The organism is Bacteroides graminisolvens, assembly GCF_963666085.1.
GTDB classification, from domain to species: Bacteria; Bacteroidota; Bacteroidia; order Bacteroidales; family Bacteroidaceae; genus Bacteroides; species Bacteroides graminisolvens.
This window is the reverse complement of record NZ_OY762556.1, coordinates 2,939,528-2,964,790: the sequence shown is the minus strand read 5'-3', so window position 1 is coordinate 2,964,790 and position 25,263 is coordinate 2,939,528. Positions and strand designations below refer to the sequence as shown.

At 43.7% G+C, this 25,263-nt stretch carries 23 protein-coding genes and 1 tRNA gene; 10 read left to right on the top strand and 14 right to left on the bottom strand.

Features of this window, described 5'->3' with window-relative positions:
* Positions 1-74: 74 nt before the first annotated feature.
* From gcvP to ACKPCE_RS12575, 4 genes are all read right to left on the bottom strand, one after another.
* Entirely contained in the window at positions 75-2,999 is a 2,925-nt protein-coding gene (gcvP, locus tag ACKPCE_RS12590) for an aminomethyl-transferring glycine dehydrogenase (RefSeq protein ID WP_319505440.1), read from the bottom strand.
* A 27-nt stretch (positions 3,000-3,026) separates the two neighbouring features.
* The gene (locus ACKPCE_RS12585; RefSeq protein WP_319505439.1) at positions 3,027-3,665 is read right to left on the bottom strand and encodes an MBL fold metallo-hydrolase; all 639 of its coding nucleotides are present in this window, start codon (positions 3,663-3,665) and stop codon (positions 3,027-3,029) included.
* Between the two features lie 63 nt (positions 3,666-3,728).
* Positions 3,729-4,349, bottom strand: a complete 621-nt coding sequence (gene rsmG, locus ACKPCE_RS12580) for a 16S rRNA (guanine(527)-N(7))-methyltransferase RsmG (RefSeq protein ID WP_319505438.1) — start codon at positions 4,347-4,349, stop codon at positions 3,729-3,731.
* 23 nt (positions 4,350-4,372) lie between these two features.
* Entirely contained in the window at positions 4,373-5,221 is an 849-nt protein-coding gene (locus tag ACKPCE_RS12575) for a PdaC/RsiV family protein (protein WP_319505969.1), read from the bottom strand.
* A 148-nt stretch (positions 5,222-5,369) separates the two neighbouring features.
* Between ACKPCE_RS12575 and ACKPCE_RS12570 the strand changes: the two genes are divergently transcribed.
* The 4 genes from ACKPCE_RS12570 (at position 5,370) to ACKPCE_RS12555 (ending at position 10,908) form a co-directional block, all read left to right on the top strand.
* On the top strand, positions 5,370-5,870 hold the full coding sequence (locus ACKPCE_RS12570; RefSeq protein ID WP_319505437.1) for a hypothetical protein: 501 nt from the start codon (positions 5,370-5,372) through the stop codon (positions 5,868-5,870).
* Positions 5,871-5,998: 128 nt separating this feature from the next.
* Positions 5,999-8,218 (top strand): TonB-dependent receptor, encoded by a 2,220-nt coding sequence (locus ACKPCE_RS12565; protein ID WP_319505436.1) that lies wholly within the window; start codon positions 5,999-6,001, stop codon positions 8,216-8,218.
* Positions 8,218-8,529: a heavy-metal-associated domain-containing protein gene (locus ACKPCE_RS12560; protein ID WP_319505968.1), complete on the top strand. Its 312-nt coding sequence runs from the start codon at positions 8,218-8,220 to the stop codon at positions 8,527-8,529. The genes ACKPCE_RS12565 and ACKPCE_RS12560 overlap by 1 nt, the downstream gene beginning before the upstream one ends.
* Before the next feature lie 162 nt (positions 8,530-8,691).
* Positions 8,692-10,908: a heavy metal translocating P-type ATPase gene (locus ACKPCE_RS12555; RefSeq protein ID WP_319505435.1), complete on the top strand. Its 2,217-nt coding sequence runs from the start codon at positions 8,692-8,694 to the stop codon at positions 10,906-10,908.
* A 108-nt stretch (positions 10,909-11,016) separates the two neighbouring features.
* Here ACKPCE_RS12555 and trxA read toward each other — a convergent pair whose 3' ends face one another.
* The 6 genes from trxA to ACKPCE_RS12525 form a co-directional block, all read right to left on the bottom strand.
* Positions 11,017-11,484 (bottom strand): thioredoxin, encoded by a 468-nt coding sequence (trxA, locus tag ACKPCE_RS12550; protein WP_276963246.1) that lies wholly within the window; start codon positions 11,482-11,484, stop codon positions 11,017-11,019.
* A gap of 24 nt (positions 11,485-11,508) precedes the next feature.
* Entirely contained in the window at positions 11,509-11,730 is a 222-nt protein-coding gene (locus ACKPCE_RS12545) for a DUF6132 family protein (protein WP_024995667.1), read from the bottom strand.
* Positions 11,731-11,795: 65 nt separating this feature from the next.
* Positions 11,796-12,581 carry an N-acetylmuramoyl-L-alanine amidase-like domain-containing protein gene (locus tag ACKPCE_RS12540; protein ID WP_319505434.1) on the bottom strand — a complete coding sequence of 262 codons (786 nt, stop codon included), beginning with the start codon at positions 12,579-12,581 and terminating at the stop codon, positions 11,796-11,798.
* 19 nt (positions 12,582-12,600) lie between these two features.
* Positions 12,601-13,461, bottom strand: a complete 861-nt coding sequence (locus tag ACKPCE_RS12535) for an alpha/beta hydrolase (RefSeq protein ID WP_319505433.1) — start codon at positions 13,459-13,461, stop codon at positions 12,601-12,603.
* A 15-nt stretch (positions 13,462-13,476) separates the two neighbouring features.
* Positions 13,477-15,465: an OPT family oligopeptide transporter gene (locus tag ACKPCE_RS12530; protein WP_319505432.1), complete on the bottom strand. Its 1,989-nt coding sequence runs from the start codon at positions 15,463-15,465 to the stop codon at positions 13,477-13,479.
* A 128-nt stretch (positions 15,466-15,593) separates the two neighbouring features.
* Complete coding sequence (locus ACKPCE_RS12525; protein WP_024995665.1) at positions 15,594-15,989, bottom strand: DUF1573 domain-containing protein; 396 nt, start codon at positions 15,987-15,989, stop codon at positions 15,594-15,596.
* A 128-nt stretch (positions 15,990-16,117) separates the two neighbouring features.
* On the opposite strand from ACKPCE_RS12525, the gene ACKPCE_RS12520 reads away from it, so the two are divergent.
* A complete protein-coding gene (locus ACKPCE_RS12520) occupies positions 16,118-17,254 on the top strand; it encodes an aldose epimerase family protein (protein ID WP_319505431.1) in 1,137 nt (378 codons plus the stop codon).
* Here ACKPCE_RS12520 and yihA read toward each other — a convergent pair.
* Positions 17,248-17,847, bottom strand: coding sequence for a ribosome biogenesis GTP-binding protein YihA/YsxC (yihA, locus tag ACKPCE_RS12515; RefSeq protein WP_276994562.1), 600 nt, complete (start codon positions 17,845-17,847; stop codon positions 17,248-17,250). The genes ACKPCE_RS12520 and yihA overlap by 7 nt on opposite strands.
* 4 nt (positions 17,848-17,851) lie before the next feature.
* On the bottom strand, positions 17,852-19,303 hold the full coding sequence (locus ACKPCE_RS12510; RefSeq protein ID WP_319505430.1) for a sodium:solute symporter: 1,452 nt from the start codon (positions 19,301-19,303) through the stop codon (positions 17,852-17,854).
* A gap of 123 nt (positions 19,304-19,426) precedes the next feature.
* On the opposite strand from ACKPCE_RS12510, the gene recR reads away from it, so the two are divergent.
* Genes recR through ACKPCE_RS12495 form a run of 3 tightly spaced genes read left to right on the top strand, consistent with a single transcriptional unit; the run spans position 19,427 to position 21,078 of the window.
* Complete coding sequence (gene recR / locus ACKPCE_RS12505; protein ID WP_276963262.1) at positions 19,427-20,044, top strand: recombination mediator RecR; 618 nt, start codon at positions 19,427-19,429, stop codon at positions 20,042-20,044.
* 38 nt (positions 20,045-20,082) lie between these two features.
* Positions 20,083-20,526: a hypothetical protein gene (locus ACKPCE_RS12500; protein WP_276963264.1), complete on the top strand. Its 444-nt coding sequence runs from the start codon at positions 20,083-20,085 to the stop codon at positions 20,524-20,526.
* 24 nt (positions 20,527-20,550) lie between these two features.
* The gene (locus ACKPCE_RS12495) at positions 20,551-21,078 is read left to right on the top strand and encodes a GNAT family N-acetyltransferase (RefSeq protein ID WP_319505429.1); all 528 of its coding nucleotides are present in this window, start codon (positions 20,551-20,553) and stop codon (positions 21,076-21,078) included.
* Positions 21,079-21,084: 6 nt separating this feature from the next.
* Here the strand turns inward: ACKPCE_RS12495 and ACKPCE_RS12490 are convergent, their stop codons facing one another.
* Together ACKPCE_RS12490 and ACKPCE_RS12485 are read right to left on the bottom strand one after the other, a co-directional pair.
* Positions 21,085-21,675 carry a YqgE/AlgH family protein gene (locus tag ACKPCE_RS12490; protein WP_276963268.1) on the bottom strand — a complete coding sequence of 197 codons (591 nt, stop codon included), beginning with the start codon at positions 21,673-21,675 and terminating at the stop codon, positions 21,085-21,087.
* 98 nt (positions 21,676-21,773) lie between these two features.
* A complete protein-coding gene (locus ACKPCE_RS12485; RefSeq protein ID WP_319505428.1) occupies positions 21,774-23,090 on the bottom strand; it encodes an aminotransferase class I/II-fold pyridoxal phosphate-dependent enzyme in 1,317 nt (438 codons plus the stop codon).
* A gap of 270 nt (positions 23,091-23,360) precedes the next feature.
* Between ACKPCE_RS12485 and ACKPCE_RS12480 the strand changes: the two genes are divergently transcribed.
* Both ACKPCE_RS12480 and ACKPCE_RS12475 read left to right on the top strand, forming a co-directional pair.
* Positions 23,361-23,434, top strand: a tRNA-Asp gene (locus ACKPCE_RS12480).
* A gap of 314 nt (positions 23,435-23,748) precedes the next feature.
* Positions 23,749-25,047, top strand: coding sequence for an HNH endonuclease (locus ACKPCE_RS12475; RefSeq protein WP_319505427.1), 1,299 nt, complete (start codon positions 23,749-23,751; stop codon positions 25,045-25,047).
* The last annotated feature ends 216 nt before the right edge of the window (positions 25,048-25,263 follow it).

The window sequence follows — 25,263 nt, the reverse complement described above, 5'->3', positions numbered from 1 at the left end:
TATAGCTCATTGAAACCGGCTATATACCTCAGTGCATATACGCTATATAGGTCAGGACAGTTCGCCTATATAGCTCATAACTGTGACACTCCGTATAGCGTAGGCAATAATTTTCGATCGCCCAGCGTATTATCTACTCTTGCCACGTTTATCCAGAATTTATTGTTGCGCACGTTCTCTGTGGGGTAAACAGCCTTTTGCCGTCCGTAGCTGTGCTCCCAATTATCGGCTACCGCTTCGTATTCAGGGTGTGGAGCGTTGATCAGCACATTATCTTCCTTGCTGGCGGTGCCGTTTTTCACTTCCTCAATTTCTTGCCAGATGCTCAACATTACCTCTACGAAATTATCCAATTCGGCCAGACTCTCACTTTCGGTCGGTTCAATCATCAGCGTGCCGTGCACAGGGAACGAAAGGGTAGGTGCGTGGTATCCGTAATCCATCAGTCGCTTGGCCATATCGTTTTCAGTGATGCCAGTTTCCTGATGTATGTTACGGCATTCCAAAATCATTTCGTGTCCCACAAAACCAGTTGCCCCACGGTAAACAATGCCATAAGTGTCTCGCAAACAAGCAGCCAAGTAATTAGCGTTCAAAATGGCAGCACGCGTAGCAGCCGTTAGTCCGGCAGCCCCCATCATGCGGATGTAGCCGTAAGTAACAGGCAAGATTCCTGCACTGCCATAAGGCGAAGCCGCCACCGTATGCAGCGGTAAATCACTTACACCGGCATGTACTCCCGTGAGCGTATCATCTGCTGCGTGGAGCACGTTAGCGGTGCTATTATCAGCAAAGTGCGGATGCGAGGGCAAGAACGGTACCAGATGAGCAGCCACACAGATGGGACCGGCACCCGGACCACCACCACCGTGAGGAATGCAGAATGTTTTATGTAAATTGAGGTGACACACATCGGCACCGATAAAGCCCGGGTTGGTTAGTCCGACTTGCGCATTCATATTGGCGCCATCCATGTAAACCTGCGCCCCACAACTGTGAATGAGCTCGCATATTTCACGAATAGAAGTTTCGAATATGCCGTGTGTTGAAGGATAGGTAATCATCAATGCAGCCAGTTCGTTGCGGTTGGCTTCGGCTTTGTTGCGCAGATCGTCCATGTCGACATTTCCCTGCTCATCGCACGCACAAATCACAACATTGAAGCCTGCCTGTACTGCCGATGCCGGATTGGTACCGTGTGCCGATGCCGGAATAAGTACTTTGTCGCGATGCCTCTGACCGATGCTTGCCAGGAAAGAACGAATCACCATGAGTCCGGTATATTCGCCCGCAGCACCCGAATTCGGTTGGAAACTTACCCCTGCAAAGCCCGTAATGCGCTGCAAATACTGCCCCAGATTTTGAATCATTTCTAAATACCCCTGCGCTTGATCTGCCGGAACCAGCGGATGCATTCCGCCAAATTCGGGACGGCTCAGCGGAAGCATCTCCGATGCTGCATTCAGCTTCATGGTGCACGAACCCAGCGAAATCATAGAGTGCGCCAACGAAATATCTTTGCGGTCCAACCGCTTGATGTAGCGCATCATCTCCGTCTCCGTGTGATATAACCGGAACACCGGATGCATCAGGAAACTGCTTTTTCTTTGCAGTGTGTCAGGGATAACACAGGCTTCACTAACCGGCTGAATGCTTTCGGTAGTCCCGTTGGCAGCCATGGCAAATACGCTTATCAATGTGTTCAGCGCACAGAAATCAGTTGTTTCATCGATGCTAACCCCTACATCACCGTTGTCAAAGTAGCGCAAATTGACCTCCTTGCTCAGCGCCACGCTTTGTAGATGCTGCGTGGAAACCTCTTGAGGAAGAGCTATGCGCAGCGTATCAAAATAAGCCTTGTTGAGCTGGTTGTAGCCCAGAGCCTGCAATGCTTTATCAAGAGAAACCGTTGTAGCGTGAATTTTCCGGGCTATGCTTTTAACGCCTTCCTCACCATGATACACCGTATAAAATCCGGCCATGGTAGCCAGTAAGGCTTGTGCCGTGCAGATGTTTGAAGTAGCCTTCTCGCGCTTGATGTGCTGCTCTCGCGTTTGCAACGCCATGCGGAAACAAGGTTTACCGTACTTATCTTTTGACCACCCAATGATTCGTCCCGGTACGTTGCGTTTGTATTCATCGCGCGTAGCAAAGTAAGCAGCCGAGGGTCCGCCATAGAACAAGGGCACGCCCAGTCGCTGTGTACTGCCAAATACCACATCCGCATCCCATTCGCCCGGAGGAGTGAGTAGTGCCAGGCTCAGTATGTCGGCTGCTACAGCCACCTTGCAGTTGGCTGCATGTGCTTGGGCAGTCAGCTCCCGATAATCTTCTACACTACCGTCGGCGTTAGGATACTGTATCACACAGGCAAATACATCGGGGGTAAATTCAAAAGAAGTGTACTGACCAACCCGTAGCTCAATGCCCTGAGGCAACGCCCGTGTTTGCATAACCGCCAGCGTTTGCGGAAAAATCTTTTCGTCGACCAACACCACGTTGGCATTGTTCTTTTGCTGATCACGTGGTCGAAGTCCGTGCATCATCGTTACCGCTTCGGCAGCAGCAGTCGCTTCGTCGAGCAGCGAACTGTTAGCCAGCGGCATCCCTGTAAGGTCGCACACAGCCGTTTGAAAGTTCATCAGCGCCTCGAGTCGCCCTTGCGAAATCTCAGCCTGGTAGGGCGTGTACGAAGTGTACCACACGGGGTTTTCAAATACATTGCGCTGAATGACGGCCGGCGTAATGGTGTTGTACCATCCCATACCGATGTAGGTAGCATATAACTTATTTTTAGCTGCCAGTTCTGCCATGTGTTTACCGTAAGCATATTCCGTGAGCGGTTCCGGTAACTCAATGGGTTCTTTGAGACGAATGTCAGCCGGAATAACCTGATTAATCAGCTCATCCAGCGAGTGCACACCTATCTTTTCAAGCATCTTTTTCACATCGCTCTCATCGGGACCGATGTGACGATTGCACAATGTATTTGTTTCCATGATATTTAAGGTTTTAGTTTGATTGCATTATCTGAAAAACGGATTCTCCACTTTCTCTATGCCAATGGTAGTAGGAGCACCATGCCCGGGGTAAACAATGGTTTCGTTGGGCAAAACGAACAGTCGGCTACAGATGTGTTCGCGCAGATCATCGAAATTTCCACCTGCGAGGTCGGCCCTGCCTATGCTGCCCTGAAACAGAACATCTCCGGAAAACATACAGTTATCTCCCTTGCTGTAGAATACCAAACTGCCCGGTGAGTGACCCGGCACGTGAATGGCTTCCAATTGAGTATTACCAAAGCTGATAATGTCACCATCGTACAGATATTTACCCAGAGGAACCGGTTCTTCCTTCAGTTCAAAGCCAAACATGCGCGATTGCTTCGGAGCATTTTCCAGCCAGAACTCGTCAATCTGACAAGCCTCGGCTTTCAATCCGAACTCTTTCAGCATAAACGGGTTACCAAATATATGATCCAGATGCAGGTGTGTGTTGAGCAAATGCTTCACGGTAAGCTTATTGGAGAGGATAAATGTTTTGAGAGCCTGCTTTTCTTCTTCGTAATAACACCCCGGATCAATGACTACGGCTTCGTAGGTCTCGTCCCACACCACGTAGCAATTTACCGGGAACATATTAAATTCAAATCTTTTTATTTTCATCTTGTTCACTTTAAAATGATGCGGAGCGCCAAGGCGCATCCGCTTTACTCAGCATGATACGGTTTACACCGTTACGTAAACCACTTTCTTGGTTTTAAAGAACTCTTCTTCGAATTCATCGCTCAGGTTGTGCATAACCGTTTTGTGTTTAAAAGGCATGGCTTCGTGTTCCAGCTCACCGCCTTTCAGACAAATTAAACCGTTTGGCAGGGCGTTTTGTTGCTTTACCGATATGTTTTTTTTGATTATTTTAATCAGATCGGCAAGTGGCATCACAGCCCGGCTCACTACAAAATCAAACGTTTGCTTCTCTTCCTCGGCCCGTGCATGCCTGAAGGTAACGTTCTTCAGGCCAATGGCAGTAGCCACCTCCGTAGCCACCCGCACCTTCTTGCCGATACTGTCAACCAAGTGAAAGTGCACTTCGGGAAACAAGATAGCCAACGGTATGCCCGGAAAGCCACCGCCTGTACCCAAATCCATAATACGAGATCCGGCGCGGAACTGTATGACACGTGCAATACCCAGCGAGTGTAACACGTGGTGCTCATACAGGTTTTCAATGTCTTTGCGTGAGATAACGTTGATTTTTGCATTCCATTCCGTGTATAAATCATACAAGGCTGCAAACTGTTTTTTTTGTTCCTCTGTAATGTCGGGAAAGTATTTCAATATAATATCCATGAAAATAATCGTGGTTTTATCTATTAATTTTTAAGTTCGTTGATGATCATATTATCTTTTGCCAAGATGTGCTCCATCATTTGGTAAGGAAGTTTAATGTTCACTTCACCCATGGCATAAGGTGTAAATTCATACACGTTGAAATGAAATACAATACCGTCTGGCTCCAGATAGAAATTATCCGTAGCCACCAAATCGCCGGTCGATCCATATCCTATATCTTCCAATTCCTCGCGAGTAGTCATTTTATTATCGGCCATCAGCTGATTCCACAGCAAATCGGTGAGCAACTCCTGATATTCGCCAACAAATACATCATTCAACTTAATAGGTCGAAGGGTAGCCAGGTTGATATTCAGGTAAGTGGTTGTGTACATGCCATGAGCACCGCCCGTATATTCGTTGTAGTTAATCCGGTACGTAAGCAGATTGCCTTTGTAGTGCTGCACGTGCCCTTCAATGCTCTTGTAATAAGAATACCACGGAGTAACCTCATCATTGTGCTTTTTCTGGTCTTCCAGATACATGGGTTCCAGGTCTTTGCGGTAATCAGCCACATAGTTTTCGCTGAACTGCTTGATAACTTGCGGTGTGGGTAGTCCCACATACTTATCGCCAAAACATGCGGCTACGAAATAAGAGTTCAAGCTGTCTTTGAGTCGGTTGTCGGTTGCCTTCACCGGATAGGTATACTTAATAACCAAATTACAAGCCGGTTTGGCCGAGTCGGCAAACAAATGTTCTGTTTGGTTAATTGATATACTATCAAATTCCAACCCGCCTGTGTTTTTATCCATCTTGTTACCACACGAAAATAAAATACCGCCAACAGAAAGTATAACGGCCAGCTGCATTACATATTGTTTTTTTATCATGGCAAATGCTTTTAAATTACATTTTAAGCGGCTTATAAAGCCTTGTCTATACGCACAAATATAGAACATATTAACGAATCGGGCACATAAAAACATAAAATTTAATATCTTCTTATACACTTAATAAGCTATCTTTGCAAAAAGCATGAAAAGACTCCGTTACATAATTGCTTGTTTGCTCTCCGTACTCATTATCTATGTGGGAGCGGGTGTGGCAGTGATGCATTATTGTTGCAATCGCTGTGAATCTTCTCATGTGGAATCTCACCAACACGGAGACATGCCTTGTGAGGTGCAACATGCACAGCATGCTACTGCATCCTCTTGCGGATCTTGTTCTGTGCAGGAAACACAGCCCTCTTGCTGTACTTCCGCTTCGGAGAAACACCAATCAGTTGCCACTCACGGCGAACAGTTGTGCCACAGCAAAGGCTGTACGGTAAGCATCTACAAACTCGACTTGGTAAAGTACTCTTTCGAGTCGGTTATTACCGTACCGGTTATAAACCTTCTGTGCCAGGAATTACCCGATTTGATGGTGTCCGTTCCGCGGATGGAAGACGCGGCTCATCATTACACGGATACCTCGCCGCCTGCCGTAGGCTCCCGGCAATACCTGGCTCTTTACTCTACCTTACTTATTTAGTCGTTCGTTATCGGTTCTTCGATGAATGAGCCGAACTCGTAGTGCCGATTTTGCACATCGGTAACCCTTGCTGTTTGTAACTCAACGGCAAGCTATTCTATTTATTAAATAACGAACGAATATCAAGTATGAAATACATCTATCTTATGCTGTTCATGATGACAGCTAATTTCACATACGCACAAGTACGCGGAACTGTAAAAGACAAACAAGGCGAACCCATTCCCGGTGCCAACGTGTTCTGGATGGGAACCACCTCGGGCGTAACCAGTTCTGCCGAAGGACGCTTTAGCATTGAGAAGCCTGCCAAGAGCCACATGCTGGTGGTTAGTTTCATTGGCTTTGTGAATGATACCATTCACGTGGAAAAGAAAAACGCTTCTATTGATGTGGTGCTCCATGAAGGAGTTGAGTTAAGTGAAGTCAACGTGGTTAGCCGCAAGTTGGGTACCATGAAGATGCGTAACAGTGTGATGAATCAGGAAATGATTAGCAGCACAGAACTCTTTCGTGCGGCATGCTGCAACTTGGGAGAAAGCTTTGTGACCAACCCATCGGTCGACGTGAGCTACTCGGACGCGGCAACAGGTGCCAAGCAGATAAAACTCTTGGGACTGTCGGGTACCTACGTGCAGATGCTTACTGAAAACATACCCAACTATCGTGGAGCTGCCGCGCCTTATGCACTGGGCTATGTACCCGGACCGTGGATGCAGAGCATTCAGGTATCCAAAGGAACATCTTCCGTTAAAAACGGCTATGAGGCTATTACCGGACAAATAAACGTTGAGTTCAAGAAGCCGCAAACTCCGGAAGCTGATATTTTAACGGCCAACCTCTATGCCGACTCTGATAGTCGCTACGAAGCCAATGCTGATGTACTGGCAAAGATCAACAAGAACTGGAGCACCATGTTGTTGATGCACTATGAAAACCAAACGAAGTCGCACGACTCCAACAACGACGGTTTTCTGGACTTACCCAAAGTGGAGCAATATAATTTCCATAACCGCTGGGCATACTTTAACAGTCGCTACGAATTTCAAGTGGGTATTAAAGCGCTCAGTGAAGACCGTAACAGCGGACAAACCCTTCACGGTGGTAACATGTCAATGACGGATGACCTATATAAAATAGGTATAAAAACCAACCGTTACGAAGCCTACATGAAGAATGCTTATTTGCTTAACCCAGAGACCAATGCCAATGTGGCGTTGATGTTATCGGCTAGTCTGCACAACCAGGATGCCGCCTACGGTCGCAAGCTTTACGATGTAGATCAAAGCAACTTCTATGCTTCGTTGATGTACGAAACCAATTTGGGGAAAAGACACAGCTTGTCTACCGGACTGAGCTTTAACTATGACTCTTTTGACCAGAATTACCGTTTAACGAATCAGGTTGATTTGCCCCGCACATCACGTTTTGTGAAGGAAGCCGTACCGGGTGCTTATGCACAGTACACCTACAACCTCGATGATAAGCTCGTTGTGATGGGTGGTTTGCGTGGCGACTACAGCAGCGAATACGGTTTCTTTGTCACCCCGCGTGCCCACATCAAGTACAACCCCAATGAGATAGTACATTTCCGCTTGTCGGCCGGTAAAGGTTACCGTACCAATCATGTATTGGCGGAAAATAACTATCTGCTGGCAAGCAGTCGCCAAGTGACGATTACCGATAATTTAGATCAGGAAGAAGCATGGAACTATGGCGCCAGTGTCTCCACATACATTCCTTTGTTTGGCAAAACGTTGAATGTGAATACGGAATACTATTACACCGACTTCCGCAACCAAGTGGTGGTTGACATGGACAGCAATCCCCATGAAATAGCCTTTACGAACCTCGACGGAAAGTCGTACTCCAAAGCATTTCAAGTGGAAGCATCATATCCTTTCTTTGAAGGATTTACATTGCTGGCTGCCTACCGTTTAACGGATGCCAAAACCACGTACAACGGTCAACTGCTTGAGAAACCACTGACCAGTAAGTACAAAGGATTGATTACCGCTTCTTACCAAACACCGCTAGGTATCTGGCAGTTTGACACCACCCTGCAACTTAATGGAGGCGGAAGAATGCCCAATCCTTATGCGTTGGCCGACGGATCCTCATCATGGAACAGCCGATACGGTTCCTTTGAACAGTTAAGTGCTCAGATAACCCGTTATTTCCGCGGATGGTCGCTTTACGTAGGAGCGGAAAACCTGACCAATTTCAAACAAAAAAATCCCATTATAGCAGCTACCGAACCTTGGGGGGACAACTTTGACTCAACCATGATTTGGGGGCCTGTGCATGGAGCTAAATATTATGTAGGAGTAAGATTAAATTTAAGCAAATGATGAAAACAAAAAGAATGATGGCGGCTTTGGCCGTAGTACTGTTTAGCGCAGTAAGTGTGTACGCAAAAGATATTCGTACAGCTATTTTCAAGGTTACACAAATGGAGTGTGAAAACTGTGAACGCAAGGTGAAGAACAACATCAAGTTCGAAAAAGGACTGAAGAAGTTTACCACCGACCTGAAAAAACGTACGGTAACCATTACCTACGATGCCGAGAAAACGAACATTGAGAAAATCAAGGAAGGCTTCCGTAAGTTTGATTACGAAGCCGAACTGGTAAAAGAGACAAAAGAGGCAGATAAGAAATAAAGCCTTTTTCCCTCTGCGGATTTATTGATGTAAATCTCGTCTTTGGTTTTTGAATAACCTGACGGACAGTGTGTTTACACACTGCCTGCCGGGTTATTTGAACAATAAACCGTACCACTTGTTTACTCCTATAATACGACATATCCTAAATCACATATTCAAATGAGCAAAATAGAAAAAAAAACATTCCCGGTGCTTAACATGCATTGCGCGGGATGTGCTACCAATGTAGAACGCACTATCAAAAAACTTCCAGGTATATCCGATGCTTCAGTCAACCTGGCAGCCAATACGCTTTCTGTAGCTTATGAGAACGATAAACTGACTCCAGGTGAAATGCGGGCAGCCGTACTTGCTGCCGGTTACGACCTCATAGTGGAAGAAGAAAACAAACAGGAACGCCAACAAGAAGAGCAGCAAAAACACTACCAGAGTTTGAAAAAACGCGTAATCGGAGCATGGATCTTTTCTGTTCCGATGCTTCTGCTTGCTATGGTATTTATGCACTTGCCTTATGCCAATGTATTAATGTTAGTGCTGTCCGTGCCGGTGCTGGTCCTTTTCGGCAGATCTTTCTATGTAAATGCATGGAAACAAGCCAAGTTGGGACGCAGCAATATGGATACGTTGGTGGCGCTGAGTACAGCCATTGCGTTTCTTTTCAGTCTGTTCAACACATTCTTCCCAGAGTTTTGGTATAACCGCGGACTGGAACCTCATGTGTATTATGAAGCCGCTACGGTCATTATAGCCTTTGTGCTCACGGGCAAATTGATGGAAGAACGTGCAAAAGGTAACACGTCTGCCGCCATACGCAAACTCATGGGTTTACAACCCAAAACAGCCCAGGTGTTGCGCAACGGAAAAGAAGAGGAAGTAACCATTGCCGAACTTCAGGTAAACGACCTGGTAGTGGTGCGTCCCGGAGAGCAGATTCCCGTTGACGGAATACTGACCGATGGCGACTCTTTTGTCGATGAAAGCATGATAAGCGGTGAACCCGTGCCGGTTGAAAAGAAAACAGATGATAAAGTGCTGGCAGGAACCATTAATCAAAAAGGCTCTTTTGTTATTAAAGCCTTGCAAGTAGGCAAACATACGGTACTTGCCCGCATCATCAGTATGGTGCAAGAAGCACAGGGAAGCAAAGCACCCGTGCAACGCATTGTTGACCAGATAACCGGTATTTTTGTTCCGGTTGTATTGGGCATTTCCTTGCTTACATTCATTGGATGGTTACTGATAGCCGGTCCCGATTATTTCTCCCATGCCATGTTGTCGGCCGTTTCCGTGCTGGTCATTGCTTGTCCTTGTGCACTGGGACTGGCAACTCCAACAGCTTTGATGGTGGGTATCGGTAAAGCAGCCGATTACCATATCTTGATAAAAGATGCCGTTGCACTGGAGCAAATGCGCAAGGTTGATGTGGTGGTACTCGATAAGACCGGAACACTGACCGAAGGACATCCTACCGTTTCGACTTCCTTGTGGGAGCGTCCCGAAGAGGAGCATTTCAAAGATGTATTGCTGGCAGCCGAATTGAAGTCGGAGCATCCACTAGCCGAAGCCATTGTAGCCGAGTTGCAGGAATCGGGCATTGAACCTGCCGCCATAGAAAGTTTCAAGAGCATTACCGGAAAAGGAATTCAGGTGGTTTATAACGAACAAGTTTACTGGGCGGGCAGCCACAAACTACTGAAAGACTTTAGTGCAGGTATTTCGGATACCATGGCAGGTATGCTGGTGCAATATCAATCGGCCGGAAACAGTATTGTTTACTTTGGTCGCGAACATGAATTGCTGGCTGTTATTGCCATCACCGACCAGATTAAGGCCACTTCTGTGGAAGCCGTTAAAGAGTTGAAACGCCAAGGTGTGGAAATTTGCATGCTTACCGGTGATGGCGAGCGTACAGCATCGGCTGTGGCACGCAAACTGGGCATCACTCGTTTTATGGCCGATGCGTTGCCCGACGACAAAGAACTATTTGTGCGCGAACTGCAATTACAGGGTAAAAAAGTGGCTATGGTGGGCGACGGTATCAACGACTCACAAGCACTTGCCCGTGCCGATGTAAGTATTGCTATGGGTAAAGGAACCGATATTGCCATGGATGTAGCGATGGTAACTCTTATGACTTCAGACTTGTTGTTGCTCCCCAAAGCTTTATCACTCTCTAAACAAACAGTGCGCCTCATACATCAAAATTTGTTTTGGGCATTCATCTACAACCTGATAGGTATTCCTATTGCGGCCGGATTGTTGTTCCCCGTGAATGGACTGTTGCTGAACCCCATGCTAGCTAGTGCTGCGATGGCTTTCTCAAGCGTGTCGGTCATGATTCATTCCATTAGCTTTGGTAAATACGCACTGAAGTAATTAACTACAAGTCACTAAAAAACGAGGCTGCCTTCCCTGCGGATGACAGCCTCGTTGTGCAAAATGAAAAGTAATTGTTATTGTGCTCTCAGAAAAGCCTGCTATGATTTATTTCTTCAATAGAACTTTTTCAATGGCTTCTTTAAAAGACGCTTTTGGCATAGCGCCCTGAGCCATTTGCGGTTCGCCATCCATGGGGATAAACAATAGGGTAGGGATGCTTCTGATACCGAAAGCGGCAGCCAGTTCTTGTTCTTCCTCCGTATCAACTTTATAAATGTATATCTGATCTCCATATTCGGCAGCTAACTCTTCCAATATGGGAGCAATGGTTTTGCACGGTCCGCACCACGAAGCATAGAAATCAACGATAGCGGGTTTATCGCCCAAATACTTCCACTCGTTAGGAGTTGTTTCATAATTGGCTACTTTAGTCAGGAAATCACTTTTACTTAGATGAATTGTTTTCATTTTATTTTCAGTTTTATTAGTTGCTTTTTCATTCTCTTTTTGTTTTCCGTTACATGATGAAACAACCAGGGTCATCATGGCAGCTGCAAGAATTATTTTCTTCATTGGTTCTCAGGGTTATATGAATTATTATTGTTTTTTGCTTTTATCTTTATCTTTTTGAAAGATGCTTAGTAACAATCCGCCCATTACTGCACCCCAAACGGTACTCATGAATGGCGATGATGTAATGGGGCAAGTGCCACTGGTGCATCCTACGTAAAGCCAGTAAAAGTAACCTCCGATGGCCCCTGCTACTGCTCCGATAATAAACAGTATGTTTTTGCCGATGATTTTCTTAAGTTGTTCCATAATGTATCTTGTTCTAATTTTCCCTTATAACAAGTTTCCTTTGGAAAATGATTAAGAGATTAGCATTAATTAAGACTTTTCATCCTTAAAACACGTATTCCCGTCCACGTTTTATTGCCGGCAAGTTGTTTGTTAAGGGCTAACTTCTCAACTACAACCTTTTTTTGTTTGGAAGAAGCATGCAACAAATGAAGCTGATCTTTAATGTAAATAGCGATTCCCAGGTGACTAATGTCCAGACCCGGCGTATTGGTGGTAATAGCTATGATATCACCGTTCTTAATCCACGGTAACCCTTGAGCAGGTAACATGTCCTTGGGTACCCAGTGAACTTGCTGACCCGATAAGCGTTGCTCAATGGATGCCATTTCGGCAACTCTTTCGGGTGAGGAGTTCAGCTGTTTGTATAATTCCGGGTGAGATGACATGAACGATAGGTTCACTGTTTGAGTAGACGGGCTGTATTGCGCAGCTACATCTTCAATCAGTCCTTTTTGAACGTTATCATTAATCCAATCCGTCATGTAATGCAAACGAGAGGTATATCCGTTAATCTGACCGTTACGGTAACGAATGTTCTGCAGGTTCTTCATAAAGTCGGCCTCACTCATTTGTTCGCCTTGTGTGGGACAAAGAGCCATGGCCAGTACGTTTTCGACGAACGTTGTGCAGTCAACCTCATCACAGTTAACGACTAGTTCTTCTTCACTGTTTCCTTCGAGCGTATAAGCTATGTAAGGAGTGTTCAATAACTTCAATCCGTTGCTCAGCATTGGGTTGGATTCCTGCGCTCCTACTTCCGGCAAAGCCAGAAGTAGCGCAAATGATAACAGAGATGTCATCTTTTTCATAGTGTATCTATTTAAATGTTTATAATTTCACGCCGTTACGCAGCCATTTCTCCAATTCATCTGTCCACTGACGCTTGTAGGTAAAGTTGTCTCTGAACCCCCATCCGTGTCCTCCGGTTGGATAAATGTGCATGGTGGCCGGAACGTTATGTTTCAGTAAAGCCAAGTAGTAGTTGATGCTGTTTTGAGGCAACACAGCCTTGTCATCCGATGACAAAGCAATAAACGCCTGCGGAGTTTGCGCATTTACTTGCAACTCGTTGGAATACTTGGCAATTAAATCAGCCGAAGGATTTTTGGTGATCAAATTCTCTCTGGAGCCGGCATGCGTGAAGTTTGCATCCATTGTGATTACCGGATATAGAAGAATTTGAAAATCGGGACGGGTTTCTTTACTTGTGTAATGCGTAGCCAGCGTAGAGGCCAGGTGTCCGCCTGCCGATGCTCCCATGATACCTACCTTGGCCGGATTGATATTCCACTCCGCCGCATGTTGTCTCACCAAGCGGATGGCTTGTTCAACATCCGAGAAAGGAACCTCGTTGTGTCCGTTGGGCATTCTGTATTTCAAAACAACATACGTAATTCCCTGCGTGTTGAACCACGGAGCCATGTCGTGTCCTTCATGGCTCATGGCCAAACGGGCGTAACCGCCACCGGGACACATAATCACAGCCATTCCGTTGGGATGCTCTGCCCGGTAAACAGTAATATCGGGATTCTTGATGTTGCTTACTCTTCCGTTGTCCATTTCTTGTTCGTCGCCCTTCAGCTCATTGCTGTTGGGTGCGCCATTGGGCCATAAAGGCAGTTCAATAGGCTTTTGTGCACATAAGCTCGTTGTCATGATCAATAGAGCTGTTACTAGAATTGTTTTCATATATTGATGATTAAGTTATTTCTTCATGGCCGACTTGATGAAATAGAGTATCAACAAAGCATAAGCGACCAATGCCAGTACTTCTGACCAAGTGTTTTGCAACCATTGTTCCTGAACCAAGTTGATTCCACCAAAACGCATGGCAGCACTAACTACTCCCATCAGGGCACCACCGGCAATGAATCCGGATGCAAGCAACGTTCCTTTTTCGCCACGGGCTGTATTAATGCTTTCGTCTTTACTACGTGTAGTGACGTACCAATTGATGGCTCCACCCACAACTAACGGCACGTTAAGTTCCAGAGGGATGAACATACCCAACGCAAAAGCCAATGCCGGTATTTTGAAGAATGTAAGTACAATGGCAAGCAAGGCACCTACGCCGTAGAGTAGCCAGGGAGCACCTACGCCGTTCATCAACGGTTCAATGACAGCTGCCATGGCATTGGCCTGCGGAGCAGCGAGTTGTCCGCTTGTAAATCCGTATGTTTTATTTAGAATAATCATCACTCCACCCACTGTGGCGGCAGATACTAATGTGCCCAAGAACTTCCACGTTTGCTGTTTGGCGGGCGTGCTACCTAACCAATAACCAATCTTCAGGTCGGTTATGAATCCGCCTGCCATGGATAGAGCCGTACAAACAACGCCTCCCATAACCAAAGCCGCTACCATTCCGCCAGGGCCTTTCAGTCCTACGGCAACCATAACGACCGATGCCAAAATAAGAGTCATCAGTGTCATTCCTGATACCGGATTGGTTCCAACAATCGCAATGGCGTTAGCCGCAACCGTTGTAAACAGGAATGCAATTCCGGCTACCAATAAGATACCAACTACGGTATAAAGCAAGTTGCCTTGCATGACATCAAAGAAGAAGAAAAGGAAAATCAATACCAATGTAAGTAAAGAACCAATGGCAATGATTTTCATAGAAAGATCACGTTGAGTTCGAGTTGTTTCTTCGTCGACAACCGGTTTGCCTTTCATCTCTTTGGCAGCTAGTCCCACAGCACCTTTTATAATTCCCCAAGAACGAATGATACCAATTACACCGGCCATGGCAATACCACCAATACCAATGCTTTTAGCATAATGTTTAAAAATCTCTTCGGGTAACATGCTGCCAACCGTTGCTGTTATTTCAGGATTCCACATGTTGAGAACACTATCGCCCCAAATGAGAGACATCCCAGGAATGATGATCCACCACACAGCCAGCGAACCTGCACAAATAATAGATGCATATTTCAAGCCGACAATGTAACCCAATCCCATAACGGCCGCTCCGGTATTGACTTTAAAAACTAGTTTGGCTTTATCGGCCAGCATTTCGCCGAAACCGCAAACACGCGTGGTGAAGTTCTCGTTCCACCAGCCGAACGTAGCCACAATGAAATCGTAAAGACCTCCTACGATACCCGCCATCAGAAGAGGTTTGGCCTGATTGCCGCCTTTCTCACCCGACACAAGCACCTGAGTCGTTGCCGTTGCTTCGGGAAAAGGATATTTACCGTGCATGTCTTTTACAAAGTATTTGCGGAAAGGAATGAGGAAGAGTATTCCCAATATCCCTCCCAGCAAGGAACTGATAAAGACCTGAGTAAAGGTGATGGTAATTTCTTCCGGATATGTTTCTTGTAAGATGTACAGTGCAGGCAGTGTAAAAATGGCTCCCGCCACAATAACGCCCGAACTGGCACCGATTGATTGAATAATCACGTTTTCGCCTAACGCATTCTTTCTTTTGGCTGCGCCCGATACGCCTACCGCAATAATGGCAATGGGGATGGCTGCCTCAAAAACCTGTCCCACTTTTAACCCAAGGTAGGCAGCAGCGGCCGAAAATAATACAGCCATACCTATTCCCCATAAAACAGACCATAAGTTAACTTCTGCATAGTTTTTATGAGGATTCATCAGGGGTTGATATTCTTCCTCGGGTTTCAGCTCCCGAAACGCATTTTCGGGTAGTCCTACAGGCTTCTCTTCTTCGTGTTTCATACTCTCTAAATTTGCTAATAATTAGGGTGATTAAATAAATTGCGTATATCTATTTGATAAAGCGTTTCAAAGTAAACAAAAAAAAAGGAGAATCAAAAGATTCTCCCTGGCTTGTTATTTATTATCTCTTATTTGGCGTCTTTAGCTGTCATGTCACCTTCAATGTATAACCGTAGCATTTCTGTTTTAGCATTGGTGCGAAGTGTGATTGATTTTTTAAAGTGACCGGGATACTTTCCGGTTCCGTTGTAGGTTACTTTTATGGTACCTTTTTGTCCCGGTAGTATGGGCTCTTTGGTGTAATCGGGAACGGTGCATCCGCAAGATGCCACTGCCTGATGAATAACCAGAGGCGCATTTCCAACGTTGCTAAAGGTAAAAGTACAACTCACTACAGGACTATTTTCTGAAAATGTTCCGAAGTCATGTGTTGTCTTATCAAATTTGATTTCTGCTTGGCTTTGAGCAGAGGCATAGGCTACACCCATTACCAGCATAACAACAAAAAATAATATTTTCTTCATATTCATTTCACTTTTGGTATTTTATAATAGACAAAGGTAGACGTTTTTTTTAGAAATATTCCCGTATATTTGCGAAATTCTATTAAATATGACAAATCAATCTGTAACAAACTTCAAACAACAGTAAAATGATGAAAAAGATAACACTACTATCATTCATTTGCCTGAACGTGCTGGCTATGGCGTGTACGGGAAAAGACCAACAAACACTGTCGGGATTGCGTCCGGCCGACTTTCAGCGAGAGGTTAACGGCCAACTCACCAATCTCTTTGTGCTCAAGAACAGTGCCGGAATGGAAGTCTGCATAACTAATTACGGGGCACGAGTCGTTTCAGTGATGGTACCCGACAGGCATGGTAAGTTTGAAGATGTAGTCTGTGGGTTTTCAAATGTAGATGACTACATGAATAAAAAACAAAACTTCGGAGCAACCATCGGACGTTACATTGGTCGTATTTTAAATGCTCGTTTTACCTTAGATTCCGTTACCTATCAGCTAAAGGCGAACACCGGTGCACATTGTGCTCATGGAGGTGAGCCCGGCTTTGCGTCACGCATCTGGCAGGCCGATCGTTTGGATAACAACTCTTTGAAGTTGAGCTACTTTTCGCCCGACGGAGAGAATGGATTTCCCGGGAACCTGACTATTGACGTCTATTTCACGGTGACCGACAAGAATGAATTAGATATACGCTACGAAGCCACCACAGATAAACCTACCGTTCTCAACCTTTCTAATCATTCATTCTTCAACATATCGGGAGATTTCAGCCATACGGTCGAGGACCAGAAGCTAATGATTGACGCCGATCGTTACACTCCTTACGATTCAACCAAATGTGTGACGGGTGAAATGCTGCCGGTGACTGCTACACCGTTCGACTTCAAATCACCCCGCTACGTTGGTGACAGCATTGATGTTGACTGTTTGCAACTGAATGTTACCGGCGGTTATGACCACACGTGGGTGCTCAATACGCAAGGCGACGATACCCGTTTGGCAGCTCGCATAACAGATGATGCAAGCGGCCGCACCATGGAAGTTTACACCACCGAACCCGGATTGCAAATTTATACGGCCAATGGTTTGAAAGGGAATATAACAGGCAAAAAACAAACGGTTTACAGCAAGCGTTGTTCCGTTTGTTTTGAAACACAGCATTTTGCCGATAGTCCCAATAAACCACAATTCCCGTCAACAGTTCTTCGTCCGGGCGAACGATACCGGAGCCACACCGTTTATCGCTTCGGTGTTACTCAATAAACCGATTTGTTGATACTTTCTATATAATCGAGAATTTCCTTCCTTCCCATACGAGTTTCCGCTGAGGTAACGAAGTAGGGGGGGAGTTCTTCCCATTGTTTTTTGAGCTTGCTCAGGTAAGAACTTACATTGCCGTTAATTCTTCCGCCCGAAAGCTTATCCGCTTTGGTGAATACAATAGCAAAAGGAATTCCGTTCTCACCCAGCCATTCCATAAATTCCAGATCAATCTTTTGAGGTTCCAGTCTGCTGTCAATGAGCACAAACAAATTGGTCATCTGTTCGCGTTCCAATATATAATCTTCAATAATCGTTCTAATCTGCTCTTGACCTTTTTGTCCCCTGCGAGCATAACCGTAACCCGGTAAGTCAACCAAATACCAGCTTTTATTAATCAGGAAATGATTAATGAGCATTGTTTTTCCGGGCGTTGATGAAGCCATGGCCAACCCTTTATGCGCGGTGAGCATATTGATGAGACTAGACTTACCTACGTTTGATCGCCCGATGAAAGCATATTCCGGAAACACGCCGGCCGGACATTTCTTCACGTTGGTGTTACTGATAATAAATTCAGCGCTCGATATTTCCATTGTTCTATGTTGTTTTATTAAAATTATTATTTGAAGAAAAAAGCCACAAGCCTGCAAAGGTAAGCATTCCATTTATCATAAGCATCTCATAACCAAATTTATATCCCAAAACTCTTAACGTCATGCTATCGGCCAGGTAACAAATTACCGGAGCAGCCACCGCTATGTAAGGCACATACTTATCTTTAGTATTGCGTTTCGTGAACAGTCCGAAGGCGAACATACCCAGTAGCGGACCGTATGTATAAGAAGCAATTACGTAAATCGTATCAATCACACTGCTTTCATTGACCACACGGAAAAAGCAGATAAACAGCACCAACAAGACAGAAAACAAAACATGCACTCTGTTCCTTTTTCGCAAAGCAATGGCTTCGGCGTCTTTTCCCGTTCGCAAAATATCCACGCAGAAGCTTGTTGTCATGGCAGTCAGCGCCGAATCAGAATTGCTGAATGCAGCAGCAATAATACCGATGGTGAAAAGTACCAGTACCCCTTCGCCCAGATAACCCTGCGTAGCAAACATCGGAAGAATATCATCGTTTACCGCCGGCAAAGCAATGCCATTTTTGCCTGCAAGAGTAATGAGCAGAATGCCCAGACACAGGAACAAAAAGTTAAGCGGTACAAATGAAAAACCATAGCAATACATGTTTTTCTGCGCCTCCCTGAGGTTTCTGCACGAAAGATTCTTTTGCATCATGTCCTGATCCAAACCAGTCATCACAATCACAATAAAGATTCCGCTGAAGAACTGCTTGAAAAAGTTTTGTCTGGAAACCCAGTCGTCGAGCACAAAGATACGACTGTAACTACTTTCAGATATGGTTTGAACAATGCCGCCAAAGCTGAGTTGTAAATGGCTCACGGTCACAAAAATAATACTAACCAGTGCCGCTATCAGGCAGAATGTTTGCAACGTATCCGTCCACACAATCGTTTTAATGCCGCTTTTGTGCGTGTAAACCCAAACCAAAGTAACCGCACCCGCAGCTATCGTCCAGAAAGGAACCCCCATAGCACTAAAAACATACGTATATAATATAAGACATACCAAATAGAGCTTGGCAGCCGTTCCCAGCATGCGCGACAATAAGAAAAACAGAGAACCTGTGCGGTAAGACCTGTTTCCGATGCGTGTTCCCAGGTACGTATAAATACTGGTGAGATTGAGCCGGTAATACAACGGAAGAAGAAGATGCGCCACCACCAGATAACCGAAAAAGAAACCGAGTACCGTTTGCATGTACGTCATATCCATTCCTCTTACCATGCCCGGAACCGAGACGAAAGTAACTCCGGAAATGGAAGCCCCTATCATTCCAAATGAAACAACATACCAGGGAGATTTATTTTCTCCTTTGAAAAAAGCAGCATCCGAGCCGCCCTTCCTACCGGTGATACGAGCTATAATCAACAAAACGGCAAAGTAGCAAATGATGGTGATTAGTATCATAACTTCGATGTTTCGGGCAAAGATAACACTTATTTCTCAATTGGAACTTCATATTTCACTATTGATTGTTATCTTTGCGGATGGTATCAGATTGTAAACCATGATAAATAAGTAAACAAAAAAGTGAACCAACAATATTCATCCCTGCTTTTAGAAAAGGCAGTCAGCGAGTTTGCCAAACTACCCGGAATAGGAAAGAAAACGGCTATGCGACTGGTTTTGCACCTGTTGCGACAAGACACGGCAACCGTCGAAGCATTTGGTAATTCCGTTATAACACTCAAACGCGAAGTGAAGTATTGCAAGGTTTGTCACAACATCTCCGACACAGATGTATGCCAGATATGTGCCAATACTCAAAGAGACAGTTCCACCGTTTGTGTCGTTGAAAACATACGAGACGTGATGGCCGTTGAGGCTACTCAGCAATACAAAGGCTTGTATCATGTGCTGGGAGGAGTCATCTCTCCGATGGACGGAGTAGGGCCGGGCGATCTTCAGATTGAAAGTTTGATTAATCGAGTAAAGGACGGGGGCGTGAAAGAAATCATTCTGGCGCTGAGCACCACCATGGAAGGCGATACAACCAATTTCTACCTGTACCGCAAACTTGAAAAGAGCGGAGTCAAACTGAGCATCATCGCAAGAGGCGTGTCTATTGGCGACGAACTGGAATACACCGATGAAATCACTTTGGGACGAAGCATCGTGAACCGCACCGCATTTAACGGCACAGTATAAATAAGTATCATAACCAAACCTTTTTTTAATAGAACACAATGGATTTGAATAGTACCTCCTTATATAAAACACTGAAAATACAGTATGTTGTTTTCTGGGCTTTACCCTTCCTTATGATGATTGGGTTTGAAACCGATTTATTGCCGGTAGGGATTTATGCCGATGATGCACGCATGCAATACTTGCTTGAAACAGTCGGCATATTGTCCGCTATTGCCATAGTGCCCGTTTCGTTGAAACTGTTTGCCTACGTATTAAAGAAAAAGATTGATCCGGCCGATTTGCTTCGCGCTTTTACACTATACGCTCGTTGGAGCGCCATCAGGTTACTGCTTCTTGAAGTTGTAATTCTGATCAACCTGTTTATATATTACCTCACATTTGATAGCGTAGGCGGACTTTGTGCCTTGATTGGTGCCACAGCGTCTTTTTTTTGTATGCCCGGTAAAACCAAAATACAGAAAGACTTAAATTTAGAATAGGATAACAAGCTTATAACACACCCGATGAAGAATTCTTTTTTAATTAATGATAGAATCTATCTACGTCCGGTAGAACCCGAAGACCTGGACATTATGTATGTGATGGAGAATGATCCGGCCTTTTGGGAAATTAGCTGTCTCACCGTGCCGTACTCCAGATACATTTTAAAAGAATACATTGAAAACTCGCAGAGCGACATGTATGCCGATAAACAAATCCGTTTGATGATTATTCGCCGTGACGACGAAGTAACGCTTGGAACCATAGACATTACAGACTACGCCCCCCTTCACGGAAGAGGAGCCGTAGGCATCGGTTTACTTGAACCCTATAGAGGCATGGGATATGCGGCAGACGCTCTTGCACTTTTGTGCGAATACGCTTTTGAGTTTCTTCGCTTCAAGCAACTCTACGCACACATACCCGCCGACAATGAAGCCAGCCTGAAACTCTTTTCCGGAAACGGTTTCGAGCAAAGCGGACTGCTAAAATCATGGTTGGTATCCGGTCAAACCTATAAAGACGTAGTTATTATGCAACGCATTGTGTAGCGAAACTTAGTTCAACGAAGGTATTTGAGGAAAGCGCGCCCACGTTTCGTACTTGCTGCCGAGCTTGCTCAATGCCTTTTGCCACATGCCCTCCGTGTTATAACTCAACATAGATTTCACATCGCTTTTACCAATGAGCCACGTATTATCTTGTATCTCCTGATGAAGTTGCTTCAATTCCCAACCCGAATAGCCCAGGAAAAAACGAATGGAGCCCCTTAGCGGATTTCCTTTCACGATGTAATCCCTGATGACCTCAAAGTCACCATTTAAATACAGCTTACTCGAGATGGGCAAAGCGTCCGGAACATCCGGAATGGTGTGCAGATAAAACAGTGTATCGGTAGCCAAAGGCCCTCCTTTATATATAGGAATACTCTCTACGTCTTTAAAATCCTTGATAACGTCATTCAACAAAATGGGAGCCATCTTATTCAAAACAAGTCCCATACTACCATCAATTGTATGATCAATAAGCAGAACAACAGATCGCCCGAACATATTGTCAACAAGGAATGGTTCCGAAATCAGTATCTTTCCGCGTGACGGCGCCACGTTATTAGATTCTATTTTTAGTATGTCTGAGTTAATCTTCATGCCCCTAATATATACATAATTTGTTAGGAGCAAAAAGAATTACTCTTTTTTTTGATTCGCTTATTAAAAGTTTCTAATCATTGAAAGTAAAGCCGGACTTACACAACCGGATGGTTTTCGGCAAAAATAGCCATTCGTTCTTCCAATTGCGTATATTGATGATCTTTGATGAACGACGTACAGGCACGCAAACCTTCCTGCTTACTGCCGGTTGTTACCAAAGAAATGGCACTAACGCCGTAATACATCAACTCTTTGGCCAGCACACCGCTTGTCATTCCCGGATAACCTATGGTGAAATAAAAACCATCCGCCACGGCATCGCCCAAATCATTGTCGTACACCAGATAAAAACCGTAGCGCAAGAAAATCTCTTTCAGCTTTTGCGCCCGCTGACCGTACACCTTCACCTCGTTGAGGAACTTGTACTCCCCATTGCTTGCTGCTTTCATCATAGCCGCCATGGCATATTGAGCCGAGTGACTGGTGCCCGAAGATAATGCGTAAAGCACCCGGTGAATGAAAACAGTACCGAATGTACCTCCGCCGTATCGGACTTCAAAGCCGGGATAAGCACGGTGGTACAGTTTATCGGATATGCAAGTTACCCCAATTCGTTGTCCGGCATAGCTGAAAGCCTTTGAACCCGAAATCAGAAGAACATAATTATCCGTGTAATGCGCTACCGAAGGTTGAAAAGGCGCTTGGAAAGGAGTTCCCATATCACTTCTGAAATCCATGGCGAAATAAGCCAAGTCTTCGAGAACAATGACATCATATTGAGTAGCCAGCTCGCCAATAATGCGTAACTCCTCATCTTTTAAACAAATCCAGCTGGGATTGTTCGGGTTAGAATAGACAATGGCCGAGATGTTCCCCTTTTGCAGATAGCCCTCCAGCTTGGCTTTCAGTTTATCACCGCGGAAATCATAAACGTCAAACGTTTCGTATTTTTGTCCCATCACCACCAATTGCTGTTTCTGCACGGGAAATCCCGGATCGATAAAAAGAATCGTATCTTTTTGCGGATTGCATTGGCTGCAAGTTAAGAAAGAAGCAAAAGTGCCCTGCATGGAACCCGTTACGGGAACACACCCTTCGGGGTTGATATCTACGTTGATAAAAGCCTTCACAAAGCGAGCCGCTTCCTCTTTGAGGGCAGGCAATCCGTTAATGTCGGGGTACAAACTGGCAATTCCGTTTTGCAAAGCTTCAATTTCCGCCTGCACTCCAACGGCCGACGCCGGTAATCCGGGCACACCCATTTCCATTTTGATAAACTCAATGCCCGAAGCCTCTTCAGCCTCTGCTGCTATGGCTTTCACTTCACGAATAGTCGCTTTAGAAAAATCGGCAATGGCAAATTTCTCAATTGCCTTATCGATTACACTCTTGCTGATTGGTGTATTTCTCATAATATATTTGTTCTTTGTCAGTACGAAGATGATTAAATGTGTATGCAAAAGTACACTTTAATCTTTTAATATCCATCTTGAACGATTGAAAAAGGAGAATATTTGTGTGCTCATTGGCTTGAACCGAAAAAATCTTTTTATTGTAATGCCTTAGTAATCAGAGCACTTTTAAAAAAGATAAAAAATAGTTTTCTCAAGGTATTGCAGAATTCAGATAAATGTCTACCTTTGCATCCGCAATCGAGAGAGATTACGAACAAAAGAAATAATGGTGCGTTAGTTCAGTTGGTTAGAATACATGCCTGTCACGCATGGGGTCACGGGTTCGAGTCCCGTACGCACCGCAACAAAAAAGCTCCGAAGGTTTTAAACTTTCGGAGCTTTTTTGTTATAGTCTATCGCAAAAATAGCTCGTTTTTCCTATATATAATTTTTGAAGCTCTCATATAATAACGATATTTTTTTGAATACGTGAAAAATTAATTTATATTATTATATCATATTTGATTAATATTGCAATAACGACTTATAATGAAGAATGATTTGTGCGTATATTTAAAATTCGTTAACCGTATAAGATTTTGGAATTTTTGATGCGGGGAATTATATAAATAATATAACTTTACTTATGTTATTATGAATCAATTAACATTTTAGTATGGATATAACCATCGTATCATTATCTGAAGATTCTATTTGTATAAGTATTAATAATGCAGATGATTATAAGCTCTTGTTAAGGATATTTCAAGTTAATGATAAACAGGAGATTTTCTACGTGCAAATAGCTGATAAAGATTTTAAATCTCGTTTAGATATTCTTGACTCATTAGATAAAAGATATAGGCGATTAAAAGCCAATTTGAATGGTATTCCTAATGGAACGAAATATCTTGTTTTACCGAACTATTACGAAGATAGCATTGAACTTATTAATTTGAAGAATCAAGTCTTTAAAATAAATAACTTAGAGATTGATAGTTCAATTATGCTCATTCCCGATAAAATCCGACAGTTTTCATCTAAATATTGGGTGAGAGTATATGAAGGAGATGGTAAGGCTCAGTCTTTTGGAGTTGTTGACAAGTTTGATAGAGTATGTCGTTTTTGTAATCGATCTATGCCTGATGTCTCGTTTGCACATAAATCTCATGCTATAACTGAAGCTTTAGGCAATAAAAGCTTAATATGTAGAGAAGAATGCGATGAATGTAATGAACGTTTCAGTAGGACTATAGAGCCTCATATTACCAATATGCATTCTTTTTTATTATCTTTTTATTGTGTAAAAGGGAAAAATGGTGTAAAAAAGGTCAAAGGACGTAATTTTAAATTGTCAATAGATAAATCAAATGAAACAGCTGGTGATATAGATACTATATGTATTCAATATGATGGTTTGATTAATGACTCGGATGATATAAAATCTATAATTAATAATATTACATTAGATACTTCATCTCTTACATTCATACCTCAAAATGTATATAAATGTTTTTGTAAATATGTTATTAGCGTATTGGATAATAAGTATCTACCAAATTTTCAAAAAACGATAAATTGGATAAATGAGGAACCTACTAGACCTATAAAATTACCACCAATCTATAGTTATAATAATCCAGATCATTTAAGTGGGCCTACTATGCTTATATGTATAAGAAAGAGTGATGATTACAATTCTCCATATTGTATAGCTGTACTTACAATCGTAAATAAATCATATATATACATACTTCCATTTTCTAGTCAAGATAAATATAGATTCGTTAATCCTAAAAAACAAGATCTTTTTAAGAGGATAGTAAAACAATGGCTAGATCATCCTGGTATATCTTTAATTTCATTGGCTTCACCAAACCGAACATATACCTCAATTAATTTGAATGGTGAAGTTGAACAAGGATGTCAATTAGGAAAAGATTATTTTATAAAGAAAAAGAAAGAGAATCAATAGTCATTATTTAAAAATAGTTTTTTTTAGATAGAATATTTGCTGAAAATGATTGAGTAGTTTTTTTTTTATTAAAAGTTTCTACATTTGTGTATTGTTTAATTTTAATATACGATTATGAGAGGATGTATATTTATTTGTATTTTATCAATGATTTTTTGTTCTTGCGGAATATCGCAATCTGAATATCGCAAAATGATATCTAAAAGGGATTCATTA